Origin of the sequence: Rhizobium lusitanum, assembly GCF_014189535.1 — a bacterium.
GTDB classification, from domain to species: domain Bacteria; phylum Pseudomonadota; class Alphaproteobacteria; order Rhizobiales; family Rhizobiaceae; genus Rhizobium; species Rhizobium lusitanum_C.
In genome coordinates this window covers 204755-228192 of sequence record NZ_CP050304.1, presented here as the reverse complement: position 1 = coordinate 228192, position 23438 = coordinate 204755, and the positions used below count along the sequence as shown (strand labels likewise).

Below are 23438 nucleotides of genomic sequence, written 5' to 3'. Positions count from 1 at the left end.
CGCCGTGGCCATCACCCACTTCTCAGTCAGCATCGTCAGCCGCGGCGACGGCCGCAGCGCGGTGCTGTCGGCGGCTTACCGGCACTGCGCGAAGATGGACTACGAGCGTGAAGCGCGCACCATCGACTACTCCCGGAAGGAGGGCTTGCTGCACGAGGAGTTCGTGCTTCCTGCAGATGCGCCGCAATGGGCACGGAAGCTGATCGCCGACCGTTCGGTGTCCGGAGCTTCGGAGGCCTTCTGGAACAGGGTCGAGGCCTTCGAGAAACGGATAGATGCCCAGCTTGCCAAGGACGTGACCATTGCTCTGCCGCTTGAACTCACGCACAAACAGAACGTCGCGCTCGTCCGGGACTTCGTGGAAATGCACATCCTGTCGAAAGGCATGGTGGCCGACTGGGTCTACCACGACAATCCAGGCAATCCGCACATCCATCTGATGACGACGCTGCGGCCGCTGGCCGAGGGCGGCTTTGGGCCAAAGAAGGTTGCGGTCGTCGGCGAGGACGGGCAGCCGCTGCGAAACACCGCCGGCAAAATCGTCTACGAGCTATGGGCTGGCGACAGCAAGGACTTCAATGCGTTTCGCGACGCCTGGTTCGAACGTCAGAACCATCATCTGGCGCTGAACGGGGTCGCGCTACAGGTCGACGGCCGGTCCTATGAGAAGCAGGGTATCGAGCTCCGACCGACCATCCATCTCGGCGTTGGCGCCAAGGCGATCGAGCGGAAAGCCGTGGTGGAAGGGGAGCGTCCTTCGCTGGAGCGGCTCGACCTGCAGGAGGAGCGCAAGGCCGACAACCTGCGGCGCATTCAGGCGCGCCCGGAGATCGTGCTCGATCTCGTCTCCCGTGAGAAGAGCGTCTTCGATGAACGCGACGTGGCCAAGGTGCTGCATCGCTATATCGATGATCAGGGCATCTTCCAGCAGCTTCTGGCGTGCATTCTCCAAAGCCCGGAAATCCTGCGTCTGCAGCGCGACACGATCGAGTTCGCGACCGGCCAGAGGCTGCCGGCGCGGTACACGACGCGAGAGCTAATCCGGCTCGAAGCGGAGATGGCAAGGCGCTCGCTCTGGCTCTCCGAGCGGAAAACGCATGGTGTATCTGAGCCGGTCCTGGAGGCCACGTTCGCGCGCCATGCCCGCCTTTCGGCTGAACAGCGAGTAGCGATCGAACATGTCGCAGGTCCGGCGCGCATCGCCGCTGTCGTCGGTCGGGCCGGTGCGGGCAAGACCACGATGATGAAAGCTGCCCGAGAAGCTTGGGAACTCGCCGGATACCGTGTCGTCGGTGGAGCTCTTGCCGGTAAGGCGGCAGAGGGACTGGAGAGAGAGGCCGGCATTCAGAGCCGCACGCTCACGTCATGGGAGCTGCGCTGGAAGCGAGGCCGCGACACGCTGGACGCAAACACCGTCTTCGTCATGGACGAGGCCGGCATGGTCGCCTCGAGGCAGATGGCCGGCTTCATCGAGGCCGTCGTCAGATCAGGCGCCAAGCTCGTGCTTGTGGGCGATCCCGAGCAGCTCCAACCGATCGAAGCGGGTGCCGCGTTTCGCGCCATTGCCGATCGTGTCGGATATGCCGAACTCGAAACCATCTATCGCCAGCGCGAGGACTGGATGCGCAAAGCCTCGCTCGACCTGGCACGCGGCCGCGTTGGCGAAGCGCTCATCACTTATCGTTCAGAGGGCAAGGTGCTTGGCTCGGAGCTGAAAGCTCAGGCCGTCGAACACCTGGTCGCCGACTGGAACCGCGACTACGATCCATCAAAATCCATGCTGATGCTCGCGCATCTGCGCCGCGACGTTCGCATGCTCAATGTCATGGCGCGCGAGAAGCTGGTCGAGCGAGGCATTCTCAGTGAGGGGCATTCCTTCAGGACTGCCGACGGTATCCGCCATTTCGACGCTGGCGACCAGATCGTCTTCCTCAAGAACGAAGGTTCGCTCGGCGTTAAGAACGGTATGATCGGCCGTGTCGTCGAGGCAGCGCCGAACCGCATTTCTGTCGTGATCGGCGAGGGCGATCAGTGTCGCCAGGTGTCGGTCGAGCAGCGCTTCTACAACGATCTCGATTATGGCTATGCGACCACGGTCCACAAAAGCCAGGGCGCCACCGTCGACAGGGTGAAGGTACTCGCGTCCCTCTCGCTGGATCGCCATCTGACCTATGTCGCGATGACCCGCCATCGCGAGGACTTGGCACTCTATTATGGCCGTCGTTCCTTTGCCAAGGCAGGCGGTCTGACGGAGATCCTGTCGCGCAGGAATGCCAAGGAGACCACGCTCGACTACGAGCGAGGCGGCCTCTACCGCCCGGCGCTCGCCTTTGCCGAAAACCGTGGGCTGCACGTCGTCCATGTCGCCCGGACCCTGCTGCGCGACCGGCTTGACTGGACGCTGCGCCAGGGCTCGAAACTTGCTGATCTTGCAGTTCGCCTTCGAGCAGCCGGCGAACGCCTCGGCCTGTTGCAGACCCCAAAAACTCAAACGAACAAGGAGACCCGCCCGATGGTGCCAGGCGTAAAACTGTTCCCAGTAGCGATGAGCGACGCCGTCGACCGGAAAGCTTCGGACGATCCCGCTGTGAAGAAGCAGTGGGAAGAGGTCTCGACGCGGTTCCGCTATGTGTTCGCCGATCCGGAGACCGCCTTCCGGGCGATGAACTTCGACGCGGTCCTTGCCGACAGCCAAGTTGCGTCGCAGACGCTGAACAAGCTTGCCGCGGATCCGTCGTCGATCGGCCCGCTCAAGGGCAAGACCGGGGTTCTCTCCAGCAAGTCTGATCGCGAGGCCCGCCGCGTCGCCGAGGTCAACGTGCCGGCACTGAAACGCGACATCGAAACCTATCTGCGGATACGCGAAGTCGCCGTGCAGCGGCTCGAGAGTGAGGAGAAGACACAGCGCCAGCGCGTCGCGATCGATATCCCGGCGCTGTCGCCTACGGCGCAGAGCGTGCTGGAACGGGTGCGCGACGCAATCGACCGCAACGATCTTCTCGCAGCGATGGGATACGCCCTTAGCAACCGCGAAGCCAAGGCCGAGATCGATGATTTTGGCAAGGCGGTATCCGAACGGTTCGGTGAGCGGACCCTGCTGACGAATGCCGCACGCAATCCCAACGGCCAGCTGTTCGACAAGCTCTCAGAGGGACTGGCACCTCAGGAGAAGGAGCGGCTGAAAGAAGCCTGGCCGGTGATGCGCACAGTTCAGCAGTTATCGGCTCATGAGCGCGCGGTGGCATCGCTGAAGCAGGTAGAAGACTTGAAGCTCGCTCAGCGTCAGACGCCGGTGATCAAGCAATGAGTACGCACCGGCGTCTGTGGGGGCATTTCGATAGCCACTATTTTGCAAGCATTCCCTATCGGCTGGAGGAGGAGTGTCGCCTGGGCGCCGCCATCTTCTCGTTTGCGGAGAAGACGTGGGCGCGCCACGGACGTGCTGCGACGATCTACACACTGGGAGCCGGCGCCGGCACCCTTACGAGAGCGCTGGCTAAGCTCGGTGATGGGCGCCTGAAAACCCTCAATTGCAGTCCCACGGACGGCAACCGTGTCTGCTTTTTCGCCCGAAGAGGCAGCGACGATGCGCAGTTTTACCACGGGCCGTTCTTCGAACTGGACGATGAGCGCTATGCGGCAGATGAAACGCTTCAGCCTTTCCGGGACGGATATGATGTCCTGCTCGAAGACACGACTTTTCAGATGTACGGGCGTGACAGGGACAATCAAACCGGCTTCATAGCGCCCCGCGTCCGGCCCGATGGCGTGTTGGTTCAGGTGCAAAAGCTCGCCCACGGAAACACCGAGGCCTATCTTGAACGAGAGCGCCAAAAGGACGAGGTGTTCAAATCGCGGTTTTTTACACCGAGGCAGATTGTAGATAAAAGGCGTGGCGTTCTGGATACGATGTTCGACTTCCAGGTCGACCTGGAGACATCGCGATTGGCTCTCCAATCGTACTTCCGGTATGCCGTCGTCACGTGGAATAGCGGGAATTTCTACACGATCGTCTCATCCAATTCCTTGAATTCGCTGCAAGACTTTGTCACTTCGATGGTGAAACCGGCGATACCGCCAGAGTTTTGCCACGAGCAGGTGCCGCACATCCTCGTGAATGACGAGAAAAATCCGATGCAAGCAGACTGGGCATGGCGGCCGCCGCAGTCGATTAGCAGCGAAAGCTGAGCGGTCGCTTCCTCATGCGGGATCAGCAAAAATGAGCAAAGAGCTGTCGAGTGCCACGAGCGGTCAAAGTGCTGCGGAGGATGTAAGACAGGCGTTGTCTTCTCTTATGCCCAACCTTGCCCGATTCTGGGCGCTTCCGCTCAAGGACTACGCATCTGCAGTTTACGCAGAAGGCCGCCGCGGCCGATGTTCGGTTCGCGACGACGCGATGATTCGGCTTCGGACATTTGTCGTTCGTATCGCGTTGAGGTCAGGGGCCAGTCAGGACGATGCAGAGGAAGCAGGCCGGCAAATAGCTGCATCGCCGGTCATACAGACAGGTCCTCACTGTCATTTGCTGATCGAGCCCGATGCTTTCTACACACACCTATTCAGCGCACTCGGTCTCACCGCCCATGCCCAGCGGTGGCACATCTGCTACAGCTCTTCGACGGTGAAGTTCATAGAGAAGTCGAAAAAGGGCCCCGGATGGCTTTCGCTTGGCGGCGAGGTGGTGAACGTGTTCGGCCTGTCGCGAAGCCGGATGGATCCTTACAGTATTTGTGGCCTCAATGGGCCTTATCGCTTCACGCTGGCGGGACAAAATGGCGGCGAACCTGCCAATGCCGCGGCTGAACTGCTCAAAGCTATTTTGCCGGACAAGGACTTCCCGTCGGCTGCCGAAGCGATCAAAGCCGCCAATCAGGTCCTATGGCGAAGATCGTTTCCGCCGTCTCTACGGCTGCTGCAATTTGACGACATCGATGTTGCCGATCTCGTCGCGGAACATTTCGAGGATCCGACATCGTGGCTCTCGTCCCGTTTTGTCGGAGACGGCCTGTTTGCGGAAAGCATATTGCGTACCATGGAGCGGCTCAATACCGGACCCTGGACAGGATGGATACGTCAAACAACCGATTTTTTTTGGGGCCTGGAGGATGGCAGGTTATTTCCCCTGCGTTTGCAGGACGGCGTTCTTTCAGGCGGATCCTCTTCGTTCCGTAAGGTGAGGTTTGACCCTGGAAGCATCGCGGCCTCACTGCGCCAGCGCAAATTGGTGCCGAATCTGCTGCTAACGTTTCTGGTGATGTCGATCCTGCCGGGCGTTCGTGTTCTCGGCGGATGCCGGCAGACCGTCTACTATCCCCTCATGCGGTATCTTGTTGCCATCGCACTCGAATCCTCGGACGATCACGATCACGATCACGATCACGATCACGATCACGATCTGCTTGATGCTTTGCGTGCGGACGAGCGGCCCGGGATGTGGGGACACCGGGTCCTGCGCCCAAAGCAGGGCTCACCGTTCATGGCGATCGAAGAGAACGGGGTAGCGATGGAGGTGGCTGTCCGATATGGCGCCTCCTCTCTCGCGGAGGCCGCCGGCGATCTTGTCAGTTTTACCAGCGATCCGATCTGGGCGGACCTATCGGCGCATATCGAGGCTGAAGCCATTCATCCTGTCTCCGCGGAGTGGCAGTGGGTATAGCCCTAGCAGCGGCGGGCGGGGCGATCCACTGGGCCCCGGAAAGAGAGTTCCTCTCCCCGCAGCGAATGGTCGATTGGATTCGAAATCCCTTCCAGAGCAGGCGTTTCGCTTTTATGGAGTCCGTCATGGGAGCAGAGCGAATATTGATCAGGCGAATTGCTTCTGACGAGATCGATGTTTTCCGGCGCATCCGGCTGGAGGCTCTTCGTTGCGAACCAGCTTCGTTCGCAAGCCGACTTGAGGACTGGGAAATGCTTCCCGAAAAGGAATGGCGGCAAAGGCTGAATGATCCCGTCTTTATCGCGTTCAGCAAAGGCGAGCCCATCGGCATTATGGGGCTCGTGCGTTTCCGCCCGCACAAGATGGCCCATCGCGCCGTGCTTGTCCGCGTCTACGTTCGAAAGAGCGAACGCGGAACAGGAATTGCCGTAGATCTTCTGGACATGATCTCGGATTATGCGAGACACCTAGGGATTCTCCAAATGGAGCTTACGGTCAACGCCGAGAATGCTGCTGCATTGCGCTTCTATCAGCGCCATGGATTTATCGAGTTCGGCCGGATCCCCGGCGGACTGGTGGACGGTGACAGGGAAATCGATGACGTCATCATGATCCGGCGACTGAGTGAATGAGGATTTGCCGTGTCTTATGGGGTTTCGAATTCAGGGTTAGCCGTCGTAACGCCGTCAATCCGTGAGTACGGTTGCTTAAGTTGTCAGAGTTGACTCAAAGGACCATCTTCCTTTCAGGAGAACCACCATGGCGCCGAAGATCCAATTCAAGACGCGAAAAGACGGAAGTGACAATCATCACCGGCCTGATGATGTCGCGCGAGTGGCAAAAACTTTCGAGCAAGGCGACTGCTGTCAGACCGCCTCCTATAACCGCAATCCTCACTATGCGAAAGCTCCCGATAGGTGGCAGAGACAAGACAGGAAGCAGTTAGTGCAGTCCGAAGCTTGCCGGAAACACTAGGCAACGCCGCTCTCTGCCGCCAATAACTGGTCATCAAAAGTGTATCCTTTTAAGTGGGCACAATCTTGGTGCTGATTTACAACAAGGCTGACACGCTCAGAGTCTCCGGCCAATAATCGCATCTATGATCTCTTCGTAGCCATTCCCTGCCTTGGTATCCGCAATGATCTTGCCCGACTCCAATAATACAAGCCGCGACGCCGACCTTATGGTGTCCAATCGATGAGCAATAATGATCCGCGTGATACCCAGTTTCTGAATTTTTGCATTTATCTCACGCTCTGTTTCCACGTCTAGATGACTGGTCGCCTCATCCATAAGCAAAACACGTGGTTGTTTATATAGCGCTCGAGCTATGCAAACTCGTTGCCGCTGACCTCCAGAGAGGCTGCTTCCAAGGTCTGAGACAAGACTGCCATAACCCATAGGCATCGTAATAATCTCTTGATCAATACAGGCGATCCGCGCGCATTCCTCAAGGCGCTCCAGCTCAAGGTTCGCATCGAAAGATGCTATATTCTGGGCTATCGTTCCCGCAAAAAGCATGTCGTCTTGCATCACTACCGCGATTTTTCGCCTTACAGCAGCCAAGCCCAGTCCTGCCAATGGAATGCCGCCAAAAGACACCCGCCCCTCCTCCGGCTCATAAAGCCCTACCAAGAGGCTCATAAGACTGCTCTTTCCACAGCCTGATCGACCTACTAACGCGACATTTTCGCCTTCTTCGATCTTGATCGAGATGTTCTGCAAAGCAAAAGTATCAAATGCTCCATAGCGAAACGTCACATCTTGCACAGAAATCTCCGCAGAGAGTGCTCCGATCCTCTCCGTCATTTCGACCAAATCCGTATTCTCTTCCGGCGTCGCTAAGACAATATCCGCCACACGTTCGGCATGTATCTTGACAATTTGGAGGCTAATATAGTTGTCTACCAGACCTGAGACGCTTGAATAAAATTGACTTCGATAGGCAGCATAGGCGACGATCATACCTATAGTCATCTGTCCTTGCGTAACCATCCGCATGCACAGCCAAAAAATTATTACTTGCTCTCCGCCGCTAATAAGATTGGAAATGAATCTAAACAATACCTGCGTTTTGGATAACGCCAAGGACGCATTTGCTTCATCAACAGCGGCCGCCACCCATTCTTGCTCTCTACCTTTCTCCCGACCGAAAAGCTTAATCGGTCGAATGCCTCTTATAGTTTCAATTAGGCTGGAATTTTCCCTCGCATCCGCTAGCAAGCTTTCCTGCGTTAGCTCCCGTATTGAGCCATACCGAATAACTCGTAAAAGAACATAAGAGCTGGCACCCAAAAGGGTGATGAGCGTAAGCGGGACATTGTAGACAAACAGTATGGATATCGTGAATATCCCCATTGCAGAATCAAGGATACCTTCCACGAAACTATCATTCAATATTCCGATTATGCGCTCAACAGAGTCGTAGCGTGATGTTATATCGCCGACGCGTCTCAACTCGAAATAGCGCATCGACAAAGTCGTCATATGCGCAAAAATATGCATTTTCCAGTTAAGAATATATGAGGTTGTAGCCGAGTTTACCGCCCATCCCCTTAACGCTGTGAAAGCGGCCTGCAAGACCAAAAGGGTACCAAGGGCCATTGCTAAAACAGTAAGCAGATCCAAATCACCAGAGGATGCAATATTATCTATACCCCATTGAGTTATCATTGGTGTCAAAAGGGATATAGCTTCAATAGCTAAGCCAATGGTTAGCAGTTTCGCGCACATCACCGCAAAACCACGTGGTTCTACCAGAAGTGACCGCCACGATGAGCGCTTCGTAGACCCTTGAGGTGAAAAATCACTGGCTGGCCAAAGTTCGAGGGCTACACCTGTGAACTTATCATTCAATTCATCTTTTCGAAGGTTTCTAGTTCCCAGCCGGGGGTCATGTATTACGAATTTTTGTCCCACAGATCGCAGAACAACAAAATGCTTGAACTCCCAATGTAAAATCGCTGGGAGCCTAAGGTTGTCGAGGTCGACGATATCAATTCGGACCGCGCGGCTAGAAAGACCTAACAGGTCGCCGATTTTCATCAGCGTGCGGATGTTCGTACCTCGCGACGATATGGCGAAGCGCTGCCGAATGGTTGTGACATCTATATTCTTGCCCCAGAATGCGGCGATCATTGCCAAGCACACGATGCCGCATTCGGCCGCCTCCGTCTGCCTCAATATAGGTAGATGTCTGCGCTTGCCAAAGATCTTCGCTGTATCTGCCTGCAAATCGATCGTCATTTGGGATTTCCACTGCTAGAAAAGGCATATCCTTTAACTGACAAAAGCGGATTTAGTATCCATTGCCAAATGTTGCGTGTTTCACCCGAAAGATCTGCTGAGAACGTAGATCCGGGTAGGAGGACTGTCTTATATCCATAGGTTGTTACATCCTGCTGATCCAAATCTACAACCACCTTGAAGACCGGTTGGTTGGTGGCAAGTTTAAATTGCAGCGTTTGTACTTCTTGTGGCATAAGGGCAACATTACTTATACTTCGGATATGTCCCATGAAATACCCGAATGTCTGATATGGATAAGCATCATATTTGAGGGCAGCACGCCCGCCTGGCTTCAGGAAGCCTATCCCGGCGCTTGTTACGAATAATTCTGCGATTAATTTCGAATCAGATGGATTCACCACCACAAGTGGCTGATCTGGCGTAACGCGTTGCCCAACGTACGCGACCTCTGTAGCAATTTCTCCATCGATTGGTGCCTGAACGATTGTTTCTCGCTCCATTTCTGTTCTTGATAAATCAAGGAGTTGAGCTGTAGCTTGCTCCTCCAACGACGACAATTTCATTGATAGTTCAATAGGCGCGAGGCGCGCTTGACTTTCATATTGTGCAATTTGACGAAGCAGCGTTTGCCGCTTCTCGGTCAAGGACAGCAAACGCTCCTGATCATTCGAGAGCAATTTCCCCGCCTGCTCTGTTTGCTCCACAGATACCGCATTTTGTGCCTGGAGTTTTTGGCGGCGCGACAGAATATTGCGATCCAACTCCACTGAATCTGCAAAAGCCTCAGCGGATTTCTCGAATATCTCGAGCTGCTGTTGGGAATCCTGTTTTTGCTGCTCGAAGAGCTTAACCTGCTCCTCCTCCTGTCGTGTCTCCAATTCCTTTTGCTGTTGGATATTGGCGACCCTGAGCCTTATTAGTTCACTTTGATGGTTCAGTATGGCGGCATTGCGATCATCATATTGATCGCCAGATATCGCATATAAAGGATCGCCTTTCCGAACCTTCTGGCCCTGAATGACAAACTGTTTGACGATTATTCCTGCTTTCGGGGGATACGTTTTGACACTACTTTTATCCGGGACAAGAATACCTTCAGCAATGACAATTTGCGTCAGGCGACCAAAAACACAAAGGCCTGCCAGCAGAAATAGAACTGCGACAGCAAAAATTGCCGTCGCAGTCATATAGGGTACACGTATTTGGATCACGCGTGGGAGGTGGGACGGCGCGCGCGCCTCAATTGCCTGGAGGCGGAAGAGCGGCACCAAGGGCTTGCTGCTTGTCTCCGGCTTTCCATTTAATGGCAAACGAAGTGCGGTATTTTGGACATAACTGTCTTCATCCTCGGGCATTCAAGCATACCAAAAAAAGGGCTAGTTGCCGCTAGATGATTCGGATCCAATTAGTTCCCATGCGTTACATGCTGCTAGCGCATGCTGGATGTTGTCTATTCGGATAATATTGTCAAAAGGATTGCTGCGAAGGCCGCCAAATGCTCGCCTCTTGTCCGCAACGTAAAAGAGCTCAGCTTCGCTCTTGAACTGCAGCTTGTTCAGATTGTTAAAACCCAGGAGAATGGAATTTAGATAGCGTGTTTCTCGCACTTTGTCGTTTTGATGGCGGGCAATCTTCAACGCATGAATAAGTGATTCAACATATATAGCGGTAGATGAGGCATGCGGTGGGCCGTATTCCGGGCGAGCGGGATCGTAAAAGCTCCCCGTGAGATCTGATTTGTCAGAAATATCATTTTGCTGAATTGCTACCAAGAAGTCATTCATTTCGAAGATATAGTCGGCACGATCAGAATTTTCGTCCCGACAAAAAGCTTTAAATTGGGCCATGGTATGCCACGGAACAAACGCCGGATTGGGGTTATTCCTGAAGAACTCCTTATAGTAACTGGTGCTAGTTTCGAATTTCTCTTTCAGTTCGGGGGTCGATTGATAGTCCAACAACGTTGACCATAAGAGGAGCGTTTCACCCGGATAAAAATTTTGGTTGCCGCTCCAGTTCGAGGGACTGAAGAACGTTTTGAATCTTCCCGAAGCCGTCCACTGACACGATATACCCGCGAGAAGAGCTTTCAACTCCGCACGATGTAGGCCATCATTTCCTTCGTGGCTGAAGATCGCCAAAGCAGCAACCGCGCTCGCACCCAATTTGCTTATGGAATTGTGCTCCATGAGCCCGATCTCGCCGACCGCCTTATAGAACTTTCTCATATTGTATTTGATGTTCTTTGTGACAATACGGAGCAGCTCTTCATCATTCACTTTTTTTGCGTGGGTCGCGAGCGCCCAAGTGGTCATCCACTGGCGAATAGGATTGTCGTGAGTTGGTTCCAAACGACGACCGGACGGATATACCTTGTATGGCAGGCTTCCGTCCGGAGAAGCGTTGTTTAGCGCCCACTGAATCAGTAGTTCAGCGAGCGCTTTTGTTGCCGCCTCGACCGAGGAAAAGAATATTCCGTGTGCAGAACCTCTGTGTAAATCTAGGTATCTGCCACTTGTTGGAATGAACAGCTTCATTTGCGAAAACCTGGCATCCAAAGAAAGGGGGCTTTGCGGATCCGATAAATCGCAGCCCGTATTCGTTACGAACTCCTTTACACGGTCTCGAAGGCCTATGTTATCAGTTAAAATGTCAGATGCGTAAATGTATTGGGTAGCCGAATCGGTGGCGATTTCTACAGCATAAAGGCCATCCGACCGACGCTCGAACATCTGGCGAAGGCTTTTAGAGCTTGAGGCTGGAGGTGGGCTAACGATCTCAAGATGAATAAAGTCTGCATTTCGAAACTTGGACGCCAGTGCCTGCACAGCGGCTGGATAGTCCGATACAGCGGATTTGGTACGGTGCACTTGCGTACCGGATTGCCAAACGGTTAATAAGCAATGGCTGGTATTTAAGTCCTTGTCTTTTCCAGACCGAAGCTCGCTAAGACGATTGTCCACCTAATGACTCCAAGCTTTTAATTGACCTTGCGATTATCGGGGAGCATCTATCTCATACGCCAGCGTGCAGCTGTGCGTCCGATGTCTTCGGAACCCCCGGATAGAAGTTCGTGCTTACAAAACGCTGTCGTTTCGAAAGATACTTCCATCTGATATCAGGTCGCTTCTGAATTTCCTCCATAATGGCGGTATTCGTATCGACGTAATAACGCTCGTCCAGTCCGCGCCCTCCGACCACATAAGGCGCGTCAAAATCCGCATCGAATGCGTCGCGGGTTTGATCTTCCTCAGTTGCAAGTTCGTGCTTTAATTGGTCGACATGGAAAGCTGTGAACGGGTTTAAATATAGTTGCTTTAATTGGATGGATGCGGGATCAAGTGAGGTCGCATATGTGACAGTTTTGATCATCCACTCGACGGTATCTCCTGGGAAACCAAGAATAACGTCCAATTGCAATGCTATTTTGTATTTATCTAGCCACGCTTTAATCTCGCGGAAATATGCTACGTCTATTGGCCTCCCCATAAAGTGTTGCAATGCAGGATTAATAGTCTGGAGGCCAATTTGAAGGTACCGTACATTGAGTGCTGACATGAATTCAATGACTTCAACGTCCATACTCTCAGGCCGAGCCATGACATACAATGAAATAATACCTAACGAAGGAGTGGTGATTTTGCACCGCTCAAACTCGTCCTTCAATTCTTTGAGCCGTTTCTTCGAACAGAGGAAAGCATCATCCAGAACGAAAAAGCGATTTACCCCAAAATTGGTATGTAGATACTCTATCTCCCCGTAAAATCGAGCGGCCGAGAAGTATCTCACTTTTTCGTACTTAACGCTTCGCGAACAGAAATGGCAGGCGAACTGACAACCTCGTGAAGAAGATAGAAAAGCCCTGAACTTCCCATCACGCCGCTGCTGTTGCTCAGCTAAAAAGCCGTCGAGAACGTGGGACAGATACGGCGAAGCGACCTGGTCCAAGCTGTTATATGAGGCCGATTTCGGTATGCTCGGTCTAACGGTTTCAAAACCTTCATTGGTGCCCGCTAGCCGGGCATTATCGTAAATTACTCCGGGTACAAATCTCCGACCCAGGATGGAGGGTAGATTTGCAAAAATATCCTCTGACGGCCCCCGAACCGCACAATCAAAATAGTGGTCATTGACAATTTTATCGGCAGTGTCGGGTTCCAGCTTATGGCTGCACGCGCCTAAAAATATGTGTGCGGCCTTCTCTCGAATTCTTGAAGCGATAGCTTTTGCGCGTCCCAAAGCAAATACTTTACTCCACACAACGCTATCCGCAAAAAGAATATTGCATCGGGCTTACGATCGATCAGCTGGTTCGCGTTGGCCGAAATTGTTCTTTGCCGAGCCTCTGTCTGTTCTTCAATGAGGCGCGTCTTCTCACGCCGATGAGGCAATCTGACGATATCGAACTCATATGACTTCCCAAGTATGGGCGTTATATTCGCAACGATGTATGCAAGGTCAAGAGGTGTGTAATCAGTTACACTCTGCGAAAAGTAGACAAGCGCTATCCGTGGCATCTAGTTCTCCCGGGCCGCAAAAATAATCAACGAAGGCCAACTTATCTCGTTAAACGTAGGCCGGTGATTTTAGGACACTTACCGCCTCGCTTGAGAGACTCCTTATATACGACCGGGTGATTTTTGAACCCGCTATTGGATCTTGCAATATGTCACGAGCGTGCAGGCCTAGCTGATTGTTGACAACAATCAAACGTCGAGTCTTTTGGGGGATGGATATCCTCTCAGACTGCTCCGAAATTGACCGCAACATCCTTGCGATCACCGTGTCATCAATAGGATTACCCACGGCCGGCCCAAGTACGTCTCCATTGAAGAACATAATCGGCCGAGGCAACTCACTCTGAAAAAAATCGGTACCTCGATGATGCGATTGTTTACGACAACCTCTTCACCGTCAGGCATTGTTATAACCGCAGGTGTCAATGCGATTCGATAAGGCACGTCAATTCCAACCTCGCGAGCGAACTTATCAAATTCCTTCCATTTTACGAAAGGAACCCAGTGGAATCGCCCTGGCTGCTGATAGTTTATAATGATGTTGTAAAGCGCGATAAATTTTGGGACGCCAATGTCATCCTTGGCTGTCAAACCGTCGGTGTGAAATTTGAGGATCGTATCTGGGGTGCTCAACTTAATATTATTTCGCTTCATTTGCTCTACTGCAGCATTTGAAGCACGATATAGAGAATAAGGGAGGCCAGTAACGCCGCTCACAGATGGCGAGAAAATATTGTTATATATACCAAACGCAATGGCCGCTCCCCAAACTTTATTCAAGGTAGTATCATCGGCTATAAAGTTTGGAATATCTACGGCGCCAATGCCAATTGCTGCGTCTGAAAGTCTGCCTTTCATTACGTCAATGGTCTCAGATAACAATATATCACAGCTATCGATAACGAAATTTCGAACATCCGTTCTGTTCAAATCTTCGAGAGTCCTTACCTCTATATTCTTTTTGGCTGCAAGACCAACGATCGCCAAGCACTTGGATTTTTCAGCCAGCGCGATTTCCGACATCTGTCACCTCCGACAATAGACAATCAGTTGTGCCGCCGTCGTGAAACGGCGACCCTGTTGTTCGATGTGGGGCCATCCCAAAATTAAGGCGCCACACAGATACTATTGTCAGGTAACGACGCCACCGTAGGGGCCGGGGCCGTCGTTACATTCAGGCTGGCCGCCTGCAGACGCCTGGTCGCCGCCGCCATCATCGTCGCCGTCACCATCACCATCACCATCACCGTCACCATCGCCGTCACCGCCGGCAACTTGATTAAGCTCTTCCTCCAAAAGTTCACGAAGCTTGTCTTTGTCGGTAGTAGTATCTTGGGGCTTGTTGTTATCCACTACGGTCTCCTATATTAGAATAGAGATGCATTTTCACAGTAATACATACCGTTCATAACACCGGATAAGTATGTATTCAGACAATATGTGCCTAACTTTACGGTAGACACGCTAAACGGCTAGCATTGTCGCAAACTGAGCGCAACAGGTCATTATTGACGAGAATTCACCAACTCGTGATTACTCTACTGATATTAGAGAAATACATACTATGGTGAGAATTATCGTTACTGTTATGCTGTTTATACAATTGCGGCGTTTCCTTCGTTATTGACCCAGTTCGAGCATTCGACATCAGCTGTCGTGAAGGCAGTGCTTGCTACGCAAGCAAAATTAGCACGCTCCCAGGAACGGCCATTGGTGTTTCCCGCAGACGAACCAACACCGGCTACGGGAAGAGGCACGCGCGAACGCACCCGGCGGAAATCTCGATCAATGGCAACCCGACAGGATGGTTGGTGAGTGTCGGAGGATGGGGTGTTGACCGTTCGCGACGACGGTGCATACATTCGACGCCGGTTGTTATGTTCGTTCCGTGCTGCGGAATGGAACACGATAGGGGCAGCAAATGAAATACAACTTCATTGAGAGTGAAAGGCTTGTTCTGCGGCCACCACTCCAGTCAGATTTGCAAGCGGTTAGCTCATCACTTGAGGTTTCTAGTCAGGATATTTCACATTGGCTGCCCAAGGAGGACATTCCGGTTGCGTCAACACAGTGGATCGATGAACAGCTTGGAAAAGCACTACAGCAGCGATCTTTTTTATTTCCTAGGATTTATAAAGGGTTCGTCGGTGGCAGAAATTGCATGCGCAACAATACTTAGTGTTAGGAATGCGAAGCTTCCTAGTTATTCAGTAGCTTACTGGACAGCAACTGAATATTATAATCGGGGATATGCAACTGAAGCACTCGTGGCTGTGACAGCCTTTGCCTTTTCTATATTGAGTGCAAAACGAGTGAGCACAGGTCACGCTATTACAAACACAGCTAGCCAGAGAGTCATTGAGAAAGCGGGATTTAACCGGGAAAGCATTGTAGCACTTGGCTACCAGATGCCAAAAAGCGAAGAGTTTTTAGACGGCGTTGTTTATAGCCTGATTAGTGCGTCGGGATTGCGCAATGCCAATCATGAGTTTGGACAAATAGAAATAGATAGTCTTCTTCTTAAGGGAATTGAAGATTCCAGATGTAAATTCACTTAGAGAACCGATAGAAAAATTCAACTTTTTGGAAGTTACCTCAACTAGAATTCCTAGCAAAAGTTAGGCGAACCACACGTTTCACGAGGTATACAATGGAAGTGCTTAAGGTTGACCGGCGCGATGCAGCTGATGTGTTAACTCAGGGTAACGCGGCAATTATTGATGACTTTTTAGACGCCGAGACAAGCAATGAATTCTCACGAGCGGCGATTGAGAGTTGGAAGCGGAATAGTGATCCCGGAACAGGGTGGAATCTGTGTATTAAAAGTGGTGATATCAATCGTAGAATACCGACTTCAAAGCTTGCGTCTAACGAAAATATCAAGCGCATTTTCGATGCCTGCTCTTTTGATCCATTTCGATATTGGTACTACTCGTGCTTCGCATCGCCGGGGAAAATTCCCGCGTCACACAGCTTAAATGTTCACCTTATTAAAGAGATAGAGACAGCTTTACTTAAAGCCGGACTTAAAGAGATATGCGACAACGTTCAGATCGATGTAGGGGCGGTTGAACCGCGGTTTTCTATAACGTCGTTTGATCCCCTATCATTCATTGACCCTCACAGCGACTTTTTGAAGGAGGGAAAAGGCCATTATATTATTACAGTGTTGTACTATCTTGCAGGTCCATCAGATGAGGAGTACGGCGGCGAACTTGTGTTTAGTAGAACGGTGCCGGCGGCTAAAATCAAACCAATACAAAATAGGTTGGTTTTATTTCGACCCTCCGCGGACTCGATCCATCACGTAGTACCCAATTCGTCCTCAGGCAATTATCGCTTGGCGTTTTCGGGTTGGTTCGCTCAGCCTTAGCAGGGGCCGGTCCCGGATGGCAACCAATGATCGTTGATCGCTCGACGTCGTGTCTGTCGATACCGAAACAATACTCCCCAATAGTGCCGTTTACACCTTCCCAAGTTTGAGGTGCCGCCGGTCGGAAAGGGGATTTTGGTGATCAAGCTGAGGGAGACAATAGTGATCCTGGATTTACATCACCAAGGTCGGTCGGTTTCGGCGATTACACGGGGGAATGCCTGGCACTCGTCGCCGATACATTGCTTTTCGGTCAGCGTGTTGCCCGTGAGCTTGACCGGATTATTGAGGAGCGCGGCAAACCCAAGATGATCATCAGCGACAATGGAAGCGAGTTCGCTAGCAACGCGATCCTGCAAGGGGCGGACCGGGCCAAAGTGGATTGACGATCGAGGTCGGGCCGGAGATGGTCCGGCGGGACTGCAGAAATCATTTCGCACCAGTTGCTTTCAGGCGGGAGTATCGCTTTCCCAAGCGATGAGCTGCCCATATGTCACCTTTGGCGTGGGGAAGTGGCGTGGTCGGCGCTCTGCCCTGAACGATCCACCGCAACGGGAACGTGAATACCCTTCGAAAATGATCGGAACTATGCCAGACTGCAAATTGGTTGCAGGATTGGTAGGCATGTCCAAAAAGTTAGTAATTGCGCTCGGATTGTTGTTGGTCGGCATGTGGTTGAGTGGAGACATCGCGAACGCGGCGACCCATATTCCGAAGGGATGCAAGCCGGATGTCTTCCTGACGATATCAGGCAAAATTGGTAGAACAACGAACAGCGCCAACAATGCCTATGAGATGTCCGAACGCGAGTTTCTCGCTCTGCCGACATCGACGGTGACGACATCGACGCCATGGACTCCCAAAAGCAACTTCACCGGTCCTCTATTGAGCAAGGTATTGAGCGAGGTCGGCGCGACGGGAAGGACACTGCGCCTTACCGCGCTCGATGACTTCAGCGTAGAGGTGGATGCCAACTATCTGGAGAAGTACGGCACGATCCTTGCGACCAGCAAGGACGGGGTCCGGCTGACGATTAGAGATTTCGGACCGGTCTTCGTCATGTATCCTCGCGACAGTTTCAGGGAAGAACTGAACACGCCAGCTGCGTCGTCATACCTCGTCTGGCAGCTATGCGGGATAGACGTGGAATGAGATTATTCCATCTGGCGTGGTTCAGCATTCCCGCAGCAATTGCAGCCATATGCATCGGCGTCGTGGCGTACAATTGGAGCGCCATAAGAGCGGAATACGTGCTTTGGGATTCCGCCAGCGCCAGGAACCCGTTATATTTCTACAAGCCGACCGCGCAGGCGGTGAGGGAGCTTGAAGCCGTCAGGCTGGATTTGAAGATGATTGCCGATGGATCTGCCGGTGAACCGGATGGGCTCTCATTTGACATCGATGTCTTTACATCTGGCATCGATATCATACTACGGCCCTCCGATCTGAACGACGGATATAGGAAGCTTCCCGGCTTTTCCGAGGATGGAGCCTCCCTGGCAAAATTCGTGGCAGATGTCCTTCCTGCGATTAAGCCCGGTCTGTCATCGGCGGATGCACAGACGTTGTTGCCCAAACTGGAAGATATATCCGATGCTTTGGATAGGATATCAAAAGCGGCCTGGGATCAGGATAGCGACCTGAAGGAAAAGTCCTTCGAGACCATCCAGGCAGGGCACGTCATTATTCTCGTGATTGCGGGACTGTTGGTTTGCGCAATTCTGTCCTTTGTTATCATTTCGGTATTTTACTGGTGGGCGATCATGGCGAAGACGCGCGCCTTGGCGGCTGCTGAAGCGGCGGTCGCAGACAAGATCAGCTTCCTCGCGATGGTCAGCCACGAACTCAGAACCCCGCTTCAGGTCATCGTCTCGGCGTTGGACGTGCTGGAACGACCTCAAGAGGTGAAAGTCCGGAGCGAGTTAACCGCGCGCATCCGCCGGGCGGCCAACAGCCTGGCGGTCCAGCTTCGCGACATGCTGACGCTGGCTCGTGCTCAAACCGGATATATCGAGCTGCAACCGGGCGTGTTTGAGGCCGGTGAGCTCGTTCGGGAGGTGGTGGAAAATTATCAAGCTGCGGCAAAGGCCAAGCATCTGGAGCTGCGGCAAACAGGCCCAGATGAGGCCGTTTTCGTGGTTGCGGATAGCGAGCGCATTGCGCAGTTGTTGCATAACCTCGTTTCAAATGCGGTCAAATATACGCCCACCGGCTATGTTCAGGTCGATCTCGCACCATTTGATGAGATGGCGGGCGAATTGGCGCTGCGTGTGATGGATACCGGCCCTGGATTGCCGCCACGGGTCATCGAGAACAGCGTCGATGCGAAGGGGCTTTCCAGCCTCGGCAGCGGGCGAGGTATTGGCTTGTCGGTTGTCCAGACTTTGCTGCGGCAGCTTGGTGCGCGCATGACAATCAGCAGCCCGCCAGGCGGCGGTAGCATATTTGATCTTGCAATCCCCGCGGTTCCAGCGGCGGACCGTTCATACGAGACGTCCGATGCTCAGAAGCGGGTGCTCGTCGTTGACGACCATCCTGACCTTTTGAAAAGCCTTTCAAGTGTGTTTGAAGAGCTTGGATTTGTGACCCATATGGCTCCCTCTGGTATGACAGCGCTGAATTTTCTGGCCGCACACACCTATTCGGTCATCTTCATTGATCTCGACATGCCGATCATGACCGGATCGGCTCTGGCGGCGCAGATCCGCAAGACGGATTTGCACCATAAGACCAAGCTTGTTGCAATGTCAGCCGCACATCACGGTTCGAAGCACGATCTGTCTCTCTTCGACGCGGTCTTGAACAAGCCGATACGCCGGCAGCAATTGCTGACGATCATGCAGTTTTGAAGCTCGAGTTCAAAGCGGCGAGGAGGATCGGCATGCTCGCCGGTTTGGTGAAGAATTTCAAATTGTGCCGTGCCAGAGCCGCGGCGATATTCTCTTCGTCGGCATTGCCTGTCCTGATCTGCCCCGTCAGGATGATGATCGGGCAAAGGGCATTGCGGGCGCGAATGTTCTCGACCAACTCCAGCGCGGTTTGGCGGCGTGCGTCTCGCTCAATAATCCAGTCGAGCACATAGGCATCGAAGTCGGCATGGTCCTGCAAGGCTTGAGGATCGTTAAACGCGACCGCATCAAGGCCCGCCATTTCCATATAGTGCACGATGGTTTCCGCAGTATCGGCGTGGTCGTCGAGAATGGCGACCCGACGACGAGAGACAGTCGGTTCGATCAACAGACGGGTGACGGCGTGCGCCGGGATGATCGATCTGGCGTCAGTGGGCATCACACGCCACGCGCCATCGATCTCGGCGGCAACCAGTGTTCCCGGAGGCACCTGCCCAACGACATCTCCCAACCGGATCCGGCAGGGCACGATATGGTTGTCAATGACAATGGAAGCATCGAGCAGGGCATCTGCACTATTGAGCGTGATGAGCTCTTCCAGCGTTTCGTTGAAATGCTCGGCGACACGCTTCAATTCTTCGAGCGACCACGAGGCATTCGCCGTCAAGCGGCGATTTGCGGAAGAATAGGAAAGCCCGAGGATTTCGGAAACGGTGACCGCAAAACGGTACTTTGGAATGCCGTGTCGGGTTAGCAGGGCCGCGATGCATTGTGCGGCGAGGCCGGCTTCGCCTTCGGGATGATCTGAGCGTATTTCGGACATTATTCTGCTATTATCGCTTAATTCGCTCATCTATTTAAATTCCAATATTGCCAATGTGTGAAATACGCGTATACGTAGAGTTGGCGCGCGTAATGTGATCGAATCCTGAGGCAAAAGGACTGCTTTGGTTCCAATTCGCGACGATTATATGTGAGGATTGCAAAATAACAAGAAAGCTGACCCCATGCATGCAAAATGGACTGATGATTCTGCAAGGGAAATGCTGCGAAGATGCAACAGTAGGAAGCATAGCGCATCCTCAGAAAAGAGAAATGCTAGCAACTTTGCGAAACGTGAGTTTCGCATTTGCGACAAAGTCCGCATCAAATTTGTGGACTTTGTCCACATGAGTGTCGTCCTGAAGCTGTTTTCACTTCTCATAAAGGAAAACAAAGCAGCGACTATCTTGGAAAGATTAGCGTTTCACGCATTCCACAGGGACAAAGGCCTTTCTGCGGCCTGGTGGCTTGAGGAGGTGCAATTTGAATAGCAACTGTAGGCAGCCAAAATCCTTCGCCTCCGCAATTGGAAATCGAATCCGCCGGACGCGCATATTGCGCGGATGGAGCCAAAGCAAACTAGGACAAGAGCTGGGAGTAAGCTTTCAGCAAATCCAGAAGTACGAATCGGGCGCTAGCCAATTGAGCGCCAGCCGCCTCGTCATGCTCTCGGAAGTTCTGCAAGTTCCGGTCTCCTTCTTTGTGCAGGGAAGGCAAATGCTCGCACAAACATCCGGCCTCTCTGATGAGTTCAATCCTGAACCTCTCCCGGCAGATATAATTCAAGCCTTCTTGGCGATCGACGATCTCTCAATCAGAACCAAGTTACTGGAGCTCCTGCAGGCTATTGCCGTTGTTTGTTCATCGACAGCCGAAATGCGTTAGGCACCTTGAACCATTTCGACCCACGATTGCCGCGGAGTTATTGTTGCTATTTCTGTTGATTTCCACTGAAGGGTTGGATGCCCCTCCCACCGGCATCGCAGTATGCCATGATGGTGATGCTTTATGTCGCGAGGCATCCATGGATGAAGTTAGCATTGTTGGCGTCGATCTTGAAAAGCAGGTTTTCCGAGTTCACGGTGCGGCATAGGACGGCCGGGTATTGTTTCGTAAGAAACTCTCGCGTCTTCAGTTTCCGAAATTCATGGCGGCACGGCCCATTGTGGGCGCGCGAGTTGTTAGGGTCCGGCCATGACGTTCGCCTTATCCCGCTGGCATTCCCCCGCGGAATGATCCGGGTCGAATGTTAGTGCATGCTGGGCTTGAAGCGCTTGGGTTTGGTGGTCCAGCTTGGAGCGTTAGCCTCCGACGCTGGTGAGGCTGTTTTGGCCCACCGAAGTAACTGCGCCGCCAGCATATTCCGACGGCGTCAAATAGCCAAGAGCCGCGTGAGGACGGCTCTCATTGTATTCCCTACGCCAGGCTTCGATCTGCCTCCTGGCCTCGGATAGGGTTTCGAACCAATGCACGTTCAGGCATTCGTCGCGCAACGACCCGTTGAAGCTTTCGATGAAGGCATTGTCCGTGGGTCTTCCCGGTCGAGAGAACTCGATGCGGGCTTTGTGGTGATACGCCCAGAGATCGACCATGTGACCGGTAAATTCGCTGCCGTTGTCGGCAAACAGCCGGTTCGGAGCATTGCGTCGCCGGACCAACCGATTGAGAACATCAACGACATGCTCTCCACGCAATCGCGGGCCGACCTCGATAGCCAGTGCTTCACGCGTATAGACATCGACCACCGTCAATGCCCGGAACTTCTGCCCGTTCATCAGTTGGTCGTGGATGAAGTCGAGGGCCCAGGCTTGATTGGGGCCGGTTGGCAGAACCTTGTTCTCCCGGTGGCTCGCCATCCTGCGACGGCGTGGCCGTTTCGCTTTCAAAGCAAGGCCTTCCTCGCGATAGAGCCGATAGACGAGGTTGCGGCCGGCAGACCAGCCCTCACGCTTCAGCATGATATGAACCCTTCGATAGCCATAGCGGATGCGGGTGCGGACAATCTCATGCATCCGCTGGCGAAGCTCCGTGCGGGGATCCCGTCGCATCGGCTTGCGCTGGGTTGAACGATGTTGGCGTGTCAGGGCACGGGCCCGACGCTCGCTGTAGCCGTGACACGCCGTCACATAGGCAACAACCTGTTTCATGAGCGCTGGCCGGGAAACTTTTTTGACAGCACATCCTGCAACACAGCCTTATCCAGGCTCAGTTCCGCCACCAGCTTCTTCAGCCGCGTGTTCTCCTCAAGCACTTGTTTCAGTTCCCGGACCTGATCGGACTGAAGTCCCCCGTATTGCTTCTTCCAACGATAAAATGTCTGTTCCGATATTCCAACCTGACGGATCAGGTCGGCGACCGGCAAGCCAAGCTCAGCCTGCTTCAACACGGCGACAATCTGCTCGACCGAAAAACGCTTCTTCTTCATGACAAATTCTCCATTCGCTCAACAGGAAAATCCGCCGAAAAACTAACAGAAAAACTGGACCACTTTCACCATGTCACCTCAAGTCTTCATCAAAATCTCCTCGATCATAAAGCCCGAGAAAATTCTACTTTTGAAGCTCGTCAATTGGCAGGGGATTACCATTGGCTTTGGAATCAAAATTGTCCTACCAATTTTTGTATCTCTCAAGCTTGTTGTTGTCGGTCGAACGGCGATCTCGCGACGTCCTCGCGGCTTGTCCTCAGTACAAAACCCACAGTAAACCCGAACAGCCGGCCGATCTTCTCCAGTGTCTCCAACGTTGGATTTGCCGTTCCGGCTTCGATTTCGGCGACTTGGCGGCGGGTAAGTCCAAGCATCTTGGCAAACTCGTCTTGCGTCATCCCGAAGCTCTTGCGAATTTCGACCACGGCGCCGGGTAGGCGCAGTGCACCTTGGCGTGCCCGCTCGGCCAGATTTCGGCGGTGCTCGAGAATTTCGTCTTTCGTGGGCTTTTTCCAGCGAGCCATTTGATCCGCTCCTTGTCCGA

General features: G+C 53.0%; 18 protein-coding genes and 1 pseudogene. 10 read left to right on the top strand and 9 right to left on the bottom strand.

Features of this window, described 5'->3' with window-relative positions; translation table 11 throughout:
• Positions 1 to 4: 4 nt before the first annotated feature.
• From traA to HB780_RS01145, 4 genes are all read left to right on the top strand, one after another.
• Complete coding sequence (gene traA, locus HB780_RS01160; RefSeq protein ID WP_183685973.1) at positions 5 to 3307, top strand: Ti-type conjugative transfer relaxase TraA; 3303 nt, start codon at positions 5 to 7, stop codon at positions 3305 to 3307.
• On the top strand, positions 3304 to 4188 hold the full coding sequence (locus HB780_RS01155; protein ID WP_183685971.1) for a class I SAM-dependent methyltransferase: 885 nt from the start codon (positions 3304 to 3306) through the stop codon (positions 4186 to 4188). Before traA ends, HB780_RS01155 begins: the two co-directional genes overlap by 4 nt.
• Positions 4189 to 4219: 31 nt before the next feature.
• The gene (locus tag HB780_RS01150; RefSeq protein WP_183685969.1) at positions 4220 to 5656 is read left to right on the top strand and encodes a hypothetical protein; all 1437 of its coding nucleotides are present in this window, start codon (positions 4220 to 4222) and stop codon (positions 5654 to 5656) included.
• Between the two features lie 125 nt (positions 5657 to 5781).
• Entirely contained in the window at positions 5782 to 6288 is a 507-nt protein-coding gene (locus tag HB780_RS01145) for a GNAT family N-acetyltransferase (protein WP_183686426.1), read from the top strand.
• A gap of 439 nt (positions 6289 to 6727) precedes the next feature.
• Here the strand turns inward: HB780_RS01145 and HB780_RS01140 are convergent, their stop codons facing one another.
• From HB780_RS01140 to HB780_RS01115, 6 genes are all read right to left on the bottom strand, one after another.
• Complete coding sequence (locus HB780_RS01140) at positions 6728 to 8902, bottom strand: peptidase domain-containing ABC transporter (protein WP_183685967.1); 2175 nt, start codon at positions 8900 to 8902, stop codon at positions 6728 to 6730.
• Positions 8899 to 10260 carry an HlyD family secretion protein gene (locus tag HB780_RS01135; protein ID WP_183685965.1) on the bottom strand — a complete coding sequence of 454 codons (1362 nt, stop codon included), beginning with the start codon at positions 10258 to 10260 and terminating at the stop codon, positions 8899 to 8901. The genes HB780_RS01140 and HB780_RS01135 overlap by 4 nt, the downstream gene beginning before the upstream one ends.
• A 21-nt stretch (positions 10261 to 10281) precedes the next feature.
• Positions 10282 to 11868: a hypothetical protein gene (locus tag HB780_RS01130; protein ID WP_183685963.1), complete on the bottom strand. Its 1587-nt coding sequence runs from the start codon at positions 11866 to 11868 to the stop codon at positions 10282 to 10284.
• Between the two features lie 52 nt (positions 11869 to 11920).
• A complete protein-coding gene (locus HB780_RS01125; RefSeq protein WP_183685961.1) occupies positions 11921 to 13165 on the bottom strand; it encodes a B12-binding domain-containing radical SAM protein in 1245 nt (414 codons plus the stop codon).
• A gap of 518 nt (positions 13166 to 13683) precedes the next feature.
• Positions 13684 to 14445, bottom strand: a complete 762-nt coding sequence (locus HB780_RS01120; RefSeq protein WP_183685959.1) for a hypothetical protein — start codon at positions 14443 to 14445, stop codon at positions 13684 to 13686.
• Between the two features lie 108 nt (positions 14446 to 14553).
• The gene (locus HB780_RS01115) at positions 14554 to 14775 is read right to left on the bottom strand and encodes a hypothetical protein (RefSeq protein ID WP_183685957.1); all 222 of its coding nucleotides are present in this window, start codon (positions 14773 to 14775) and stop codon (positions 14554 to 14556) included.
• Positions 14776 to 15500: 725 nt separating this feature from the next.
• Here HB780_RS01115 and HB780_RS01110 point away from each other — a divergent pair.
• From HB780_RS01110 to HB780_RS01090, 5 genes and pseudogenes are all read left to right on the top strand, one after another.
• A complete protein-coding gene (locus tag HB780_RS01110) occupies positions 15501 to 15980 on the top strand; it encodes a GNAT family N-acetyltransferase (protein WP_183685955.1) in 480 nt (159 codons plus the stop codon).
• 92 nt (positions 15981 to 16072) lie between these two features.
• Positions 16073 to 16795, top strand: a complete 723-nt coding sequence (locus HB780_RS01105) for a 2OG-Fe(II) oxygenase (protein WP_183685953.1) — start codon at positions 16073 to 16075, stop codon at positions 16793 to 16795.
• A gap of 203 nt (positions 16796 to 16998) precedes the next feature.
• A pseudogene (locus HB780_RS01100) lies at positions 16999 to 17178 on the top strand (IS3 family transposase); the annotation flags it as partial.
• A 241-nt stretch (positions 17179 to 17419) separates the two neighbouring features.
• Positions 17420 to 17947, top strand: a complete 528-nt coding sequence (locus HB780_RS01095) for a putative pterin-binding protein (RefSeq protein ID WP_183685951.1) — start codon at positions 17420 to 17422, stop codon at positions 17945 to 17947.
• Positions 17944 to 19644, top strand: a complete 1701-nt coding sequence (locus HB780_RS01090) for a hybrid sensor histidine kinase/response regulator (protein WP_183685950.1) — start codon at positions 17944 to 17946, stop codon at positions 19642 to 19644. The genes HB780_RS01095 and HB780_RS01090 overlap by 4 nt, the downstream gene beginning before the upstream one ends.
• On the opposite strand, the gene HB780_RS01085 is transcribed toward HB780_RS01090, so the two are convergent.
• A complete protein-coding gene (locus HB780_RS01085) occupies positions 19631 to 20467 on the bottom strand; it encodes a helix-turn-helix domain-containing protein (protein ID WP_183685948.1) in 837 nt (278 codons plus the stop codon). The two genes, HB780_RS01090 and HB780_RS01085, sit on opposite strands and share 14 nt — an antisense overlap.
• A 482-nt stretch (positions 20468 to 20949) precedes the next feature.
• On the opposite strand from HB780_RS01085, the gene HB780_RS01080 reads away from it, so the two are divergent.
• The gene (locus tag HB780_RS01080) at positions 20950 to 21351 is read left to right on the top strand and encodes a helix-turn-helix domain-containing protein (protein ID WP_183685946.1); all 402 of its coding nucleotides are present in this window, start codon (positions 20950 to 20952) and stop codon (positions 21349 to 21351) included.
• Positions 21352 to 21767: 416 nt separating this feature from the next.
• Here HB780_RS01080 and HB780_RS01075 read toward each other — a convergent pair.
• Both HB780_RS01075 and HB780_RS01070 read right to left on the bottom strand, forming a co-directional pair.
• Positions 21768 to 22891, bottom strand: a protein-coding gene (locus HB780_RS01075) for an IS3 family transposase (RefSeq protein WP_435693844.1) whose coding sequence is annotated in 2 segments (ribosomal slippage) — positions 21768 to 22630 and positions 22630 to 22891 — 1125 coding nt in all. Because the reading frame shifts where the segments join, the coding sequence is not laid out codon by codon here.
• A 203-nt stretch (positions 22892 to 23094) separates the two neighbouring features.
• Positions 23095 to 23418 carry a helix-turn-helix transcriptional regulator gene (locus HB780_RS01070; protein WP_183685942.1) on the bottom strand — a complete coding sequence of 108 codons (324 nt, stop codon included), beginning with the start codon at positions 23416 to 23418 and terminating at the stop codon, positions 23095 to 23097.
• Between the last annotated feature and the right edge of the window lie 20 nt (positions 23419 to 23438).

Bases quoted from the DNA above. Each gene is read 5' to 3' on its own strand.
- HB780_RS01155 (WP_183685971.1), top strand. From the start codon at position 3,304: ATGAGTACGCACCGGCGTCTGTGGGGGCATTTCGATAGCCACTATTTT.
- HB780_RS01150 (WP_183685969.1), top strand. From the start codon at position 4,220: ATGAGCAAAGAGCTGTCGAGTGCCACGAGCGGTCAAAGTGCTGCGGAG.
- HB780_RS01145 (WP_183686426.1), top strand. From the start codon at position 5,782: ATGGGAGCAGAGCGAATATTGATCAGGCGAATTGCTTCTGACGAGATC.
- HB780_RS01140 (WP_183685967.1), bottom strand. From the start codon at position 8,902: ATGACGATCGATTTGCAGGCAGATACAGCGAAGATCTTTGGCAAGCGC.
- HB780_RS01135 (WP_183685965.1), bottom strand. From the start codon at position 10,260: ATGCCCGAGGATGAAGACAGTTATGTCCAAAATACCGCACTTCGTTTG.
- HB780_RS01120 (WP_183685959.1), bottom strand. From the start codon at position 14,445: ATGTCGGAAATCGCGCTGGCTGAAAAATCCAAGTGCTTGGCGATCGTT.
- HB780_RS01110 (WP_183685955.1), top strand. From the start codon at position 15,501: ATGAACAGCTTGGAAAAGCACTACAGCAGCGATCTTTTTTATTTCCTA.
- HB780_RS01105 (WP_183685953.1), top strand. From the start codon at position 16,073: ATGGAAGTGCTTAAGGTTGACCGGCGCGATGCAGCTGATGTGTTAACT.
- HB780_RS01095 (WP_183685951.1), top strand. From the start codon at position 17,420: ATGTCCAAAAAGTTAGTAATTGCGCTCGGATTGTTGTTGGTCGGCATG.
- HB780_RS01090 (WP_183685950.1), top strand. From the start codon at position 17,944: ATGAGATTATTCCATCTGGCGTGGTTCAGCATTCCCGCAGCAATTGCA.
- HB780_RS01085 (WP_183685948.1), bottom strand. From the start codon at position 20,467: ATGTCCGAAATACGCTCAGATCATCCCGAAGGCGAAGCCGGCCTCGCC.
- HB780_RS01070 (WP_183685942.1), bottom strand. From the start codon at position 23,418: ATGGCTCGCTGGAAAAAGCCCACGAAAGACGAAATTCTCGAGCACCGC.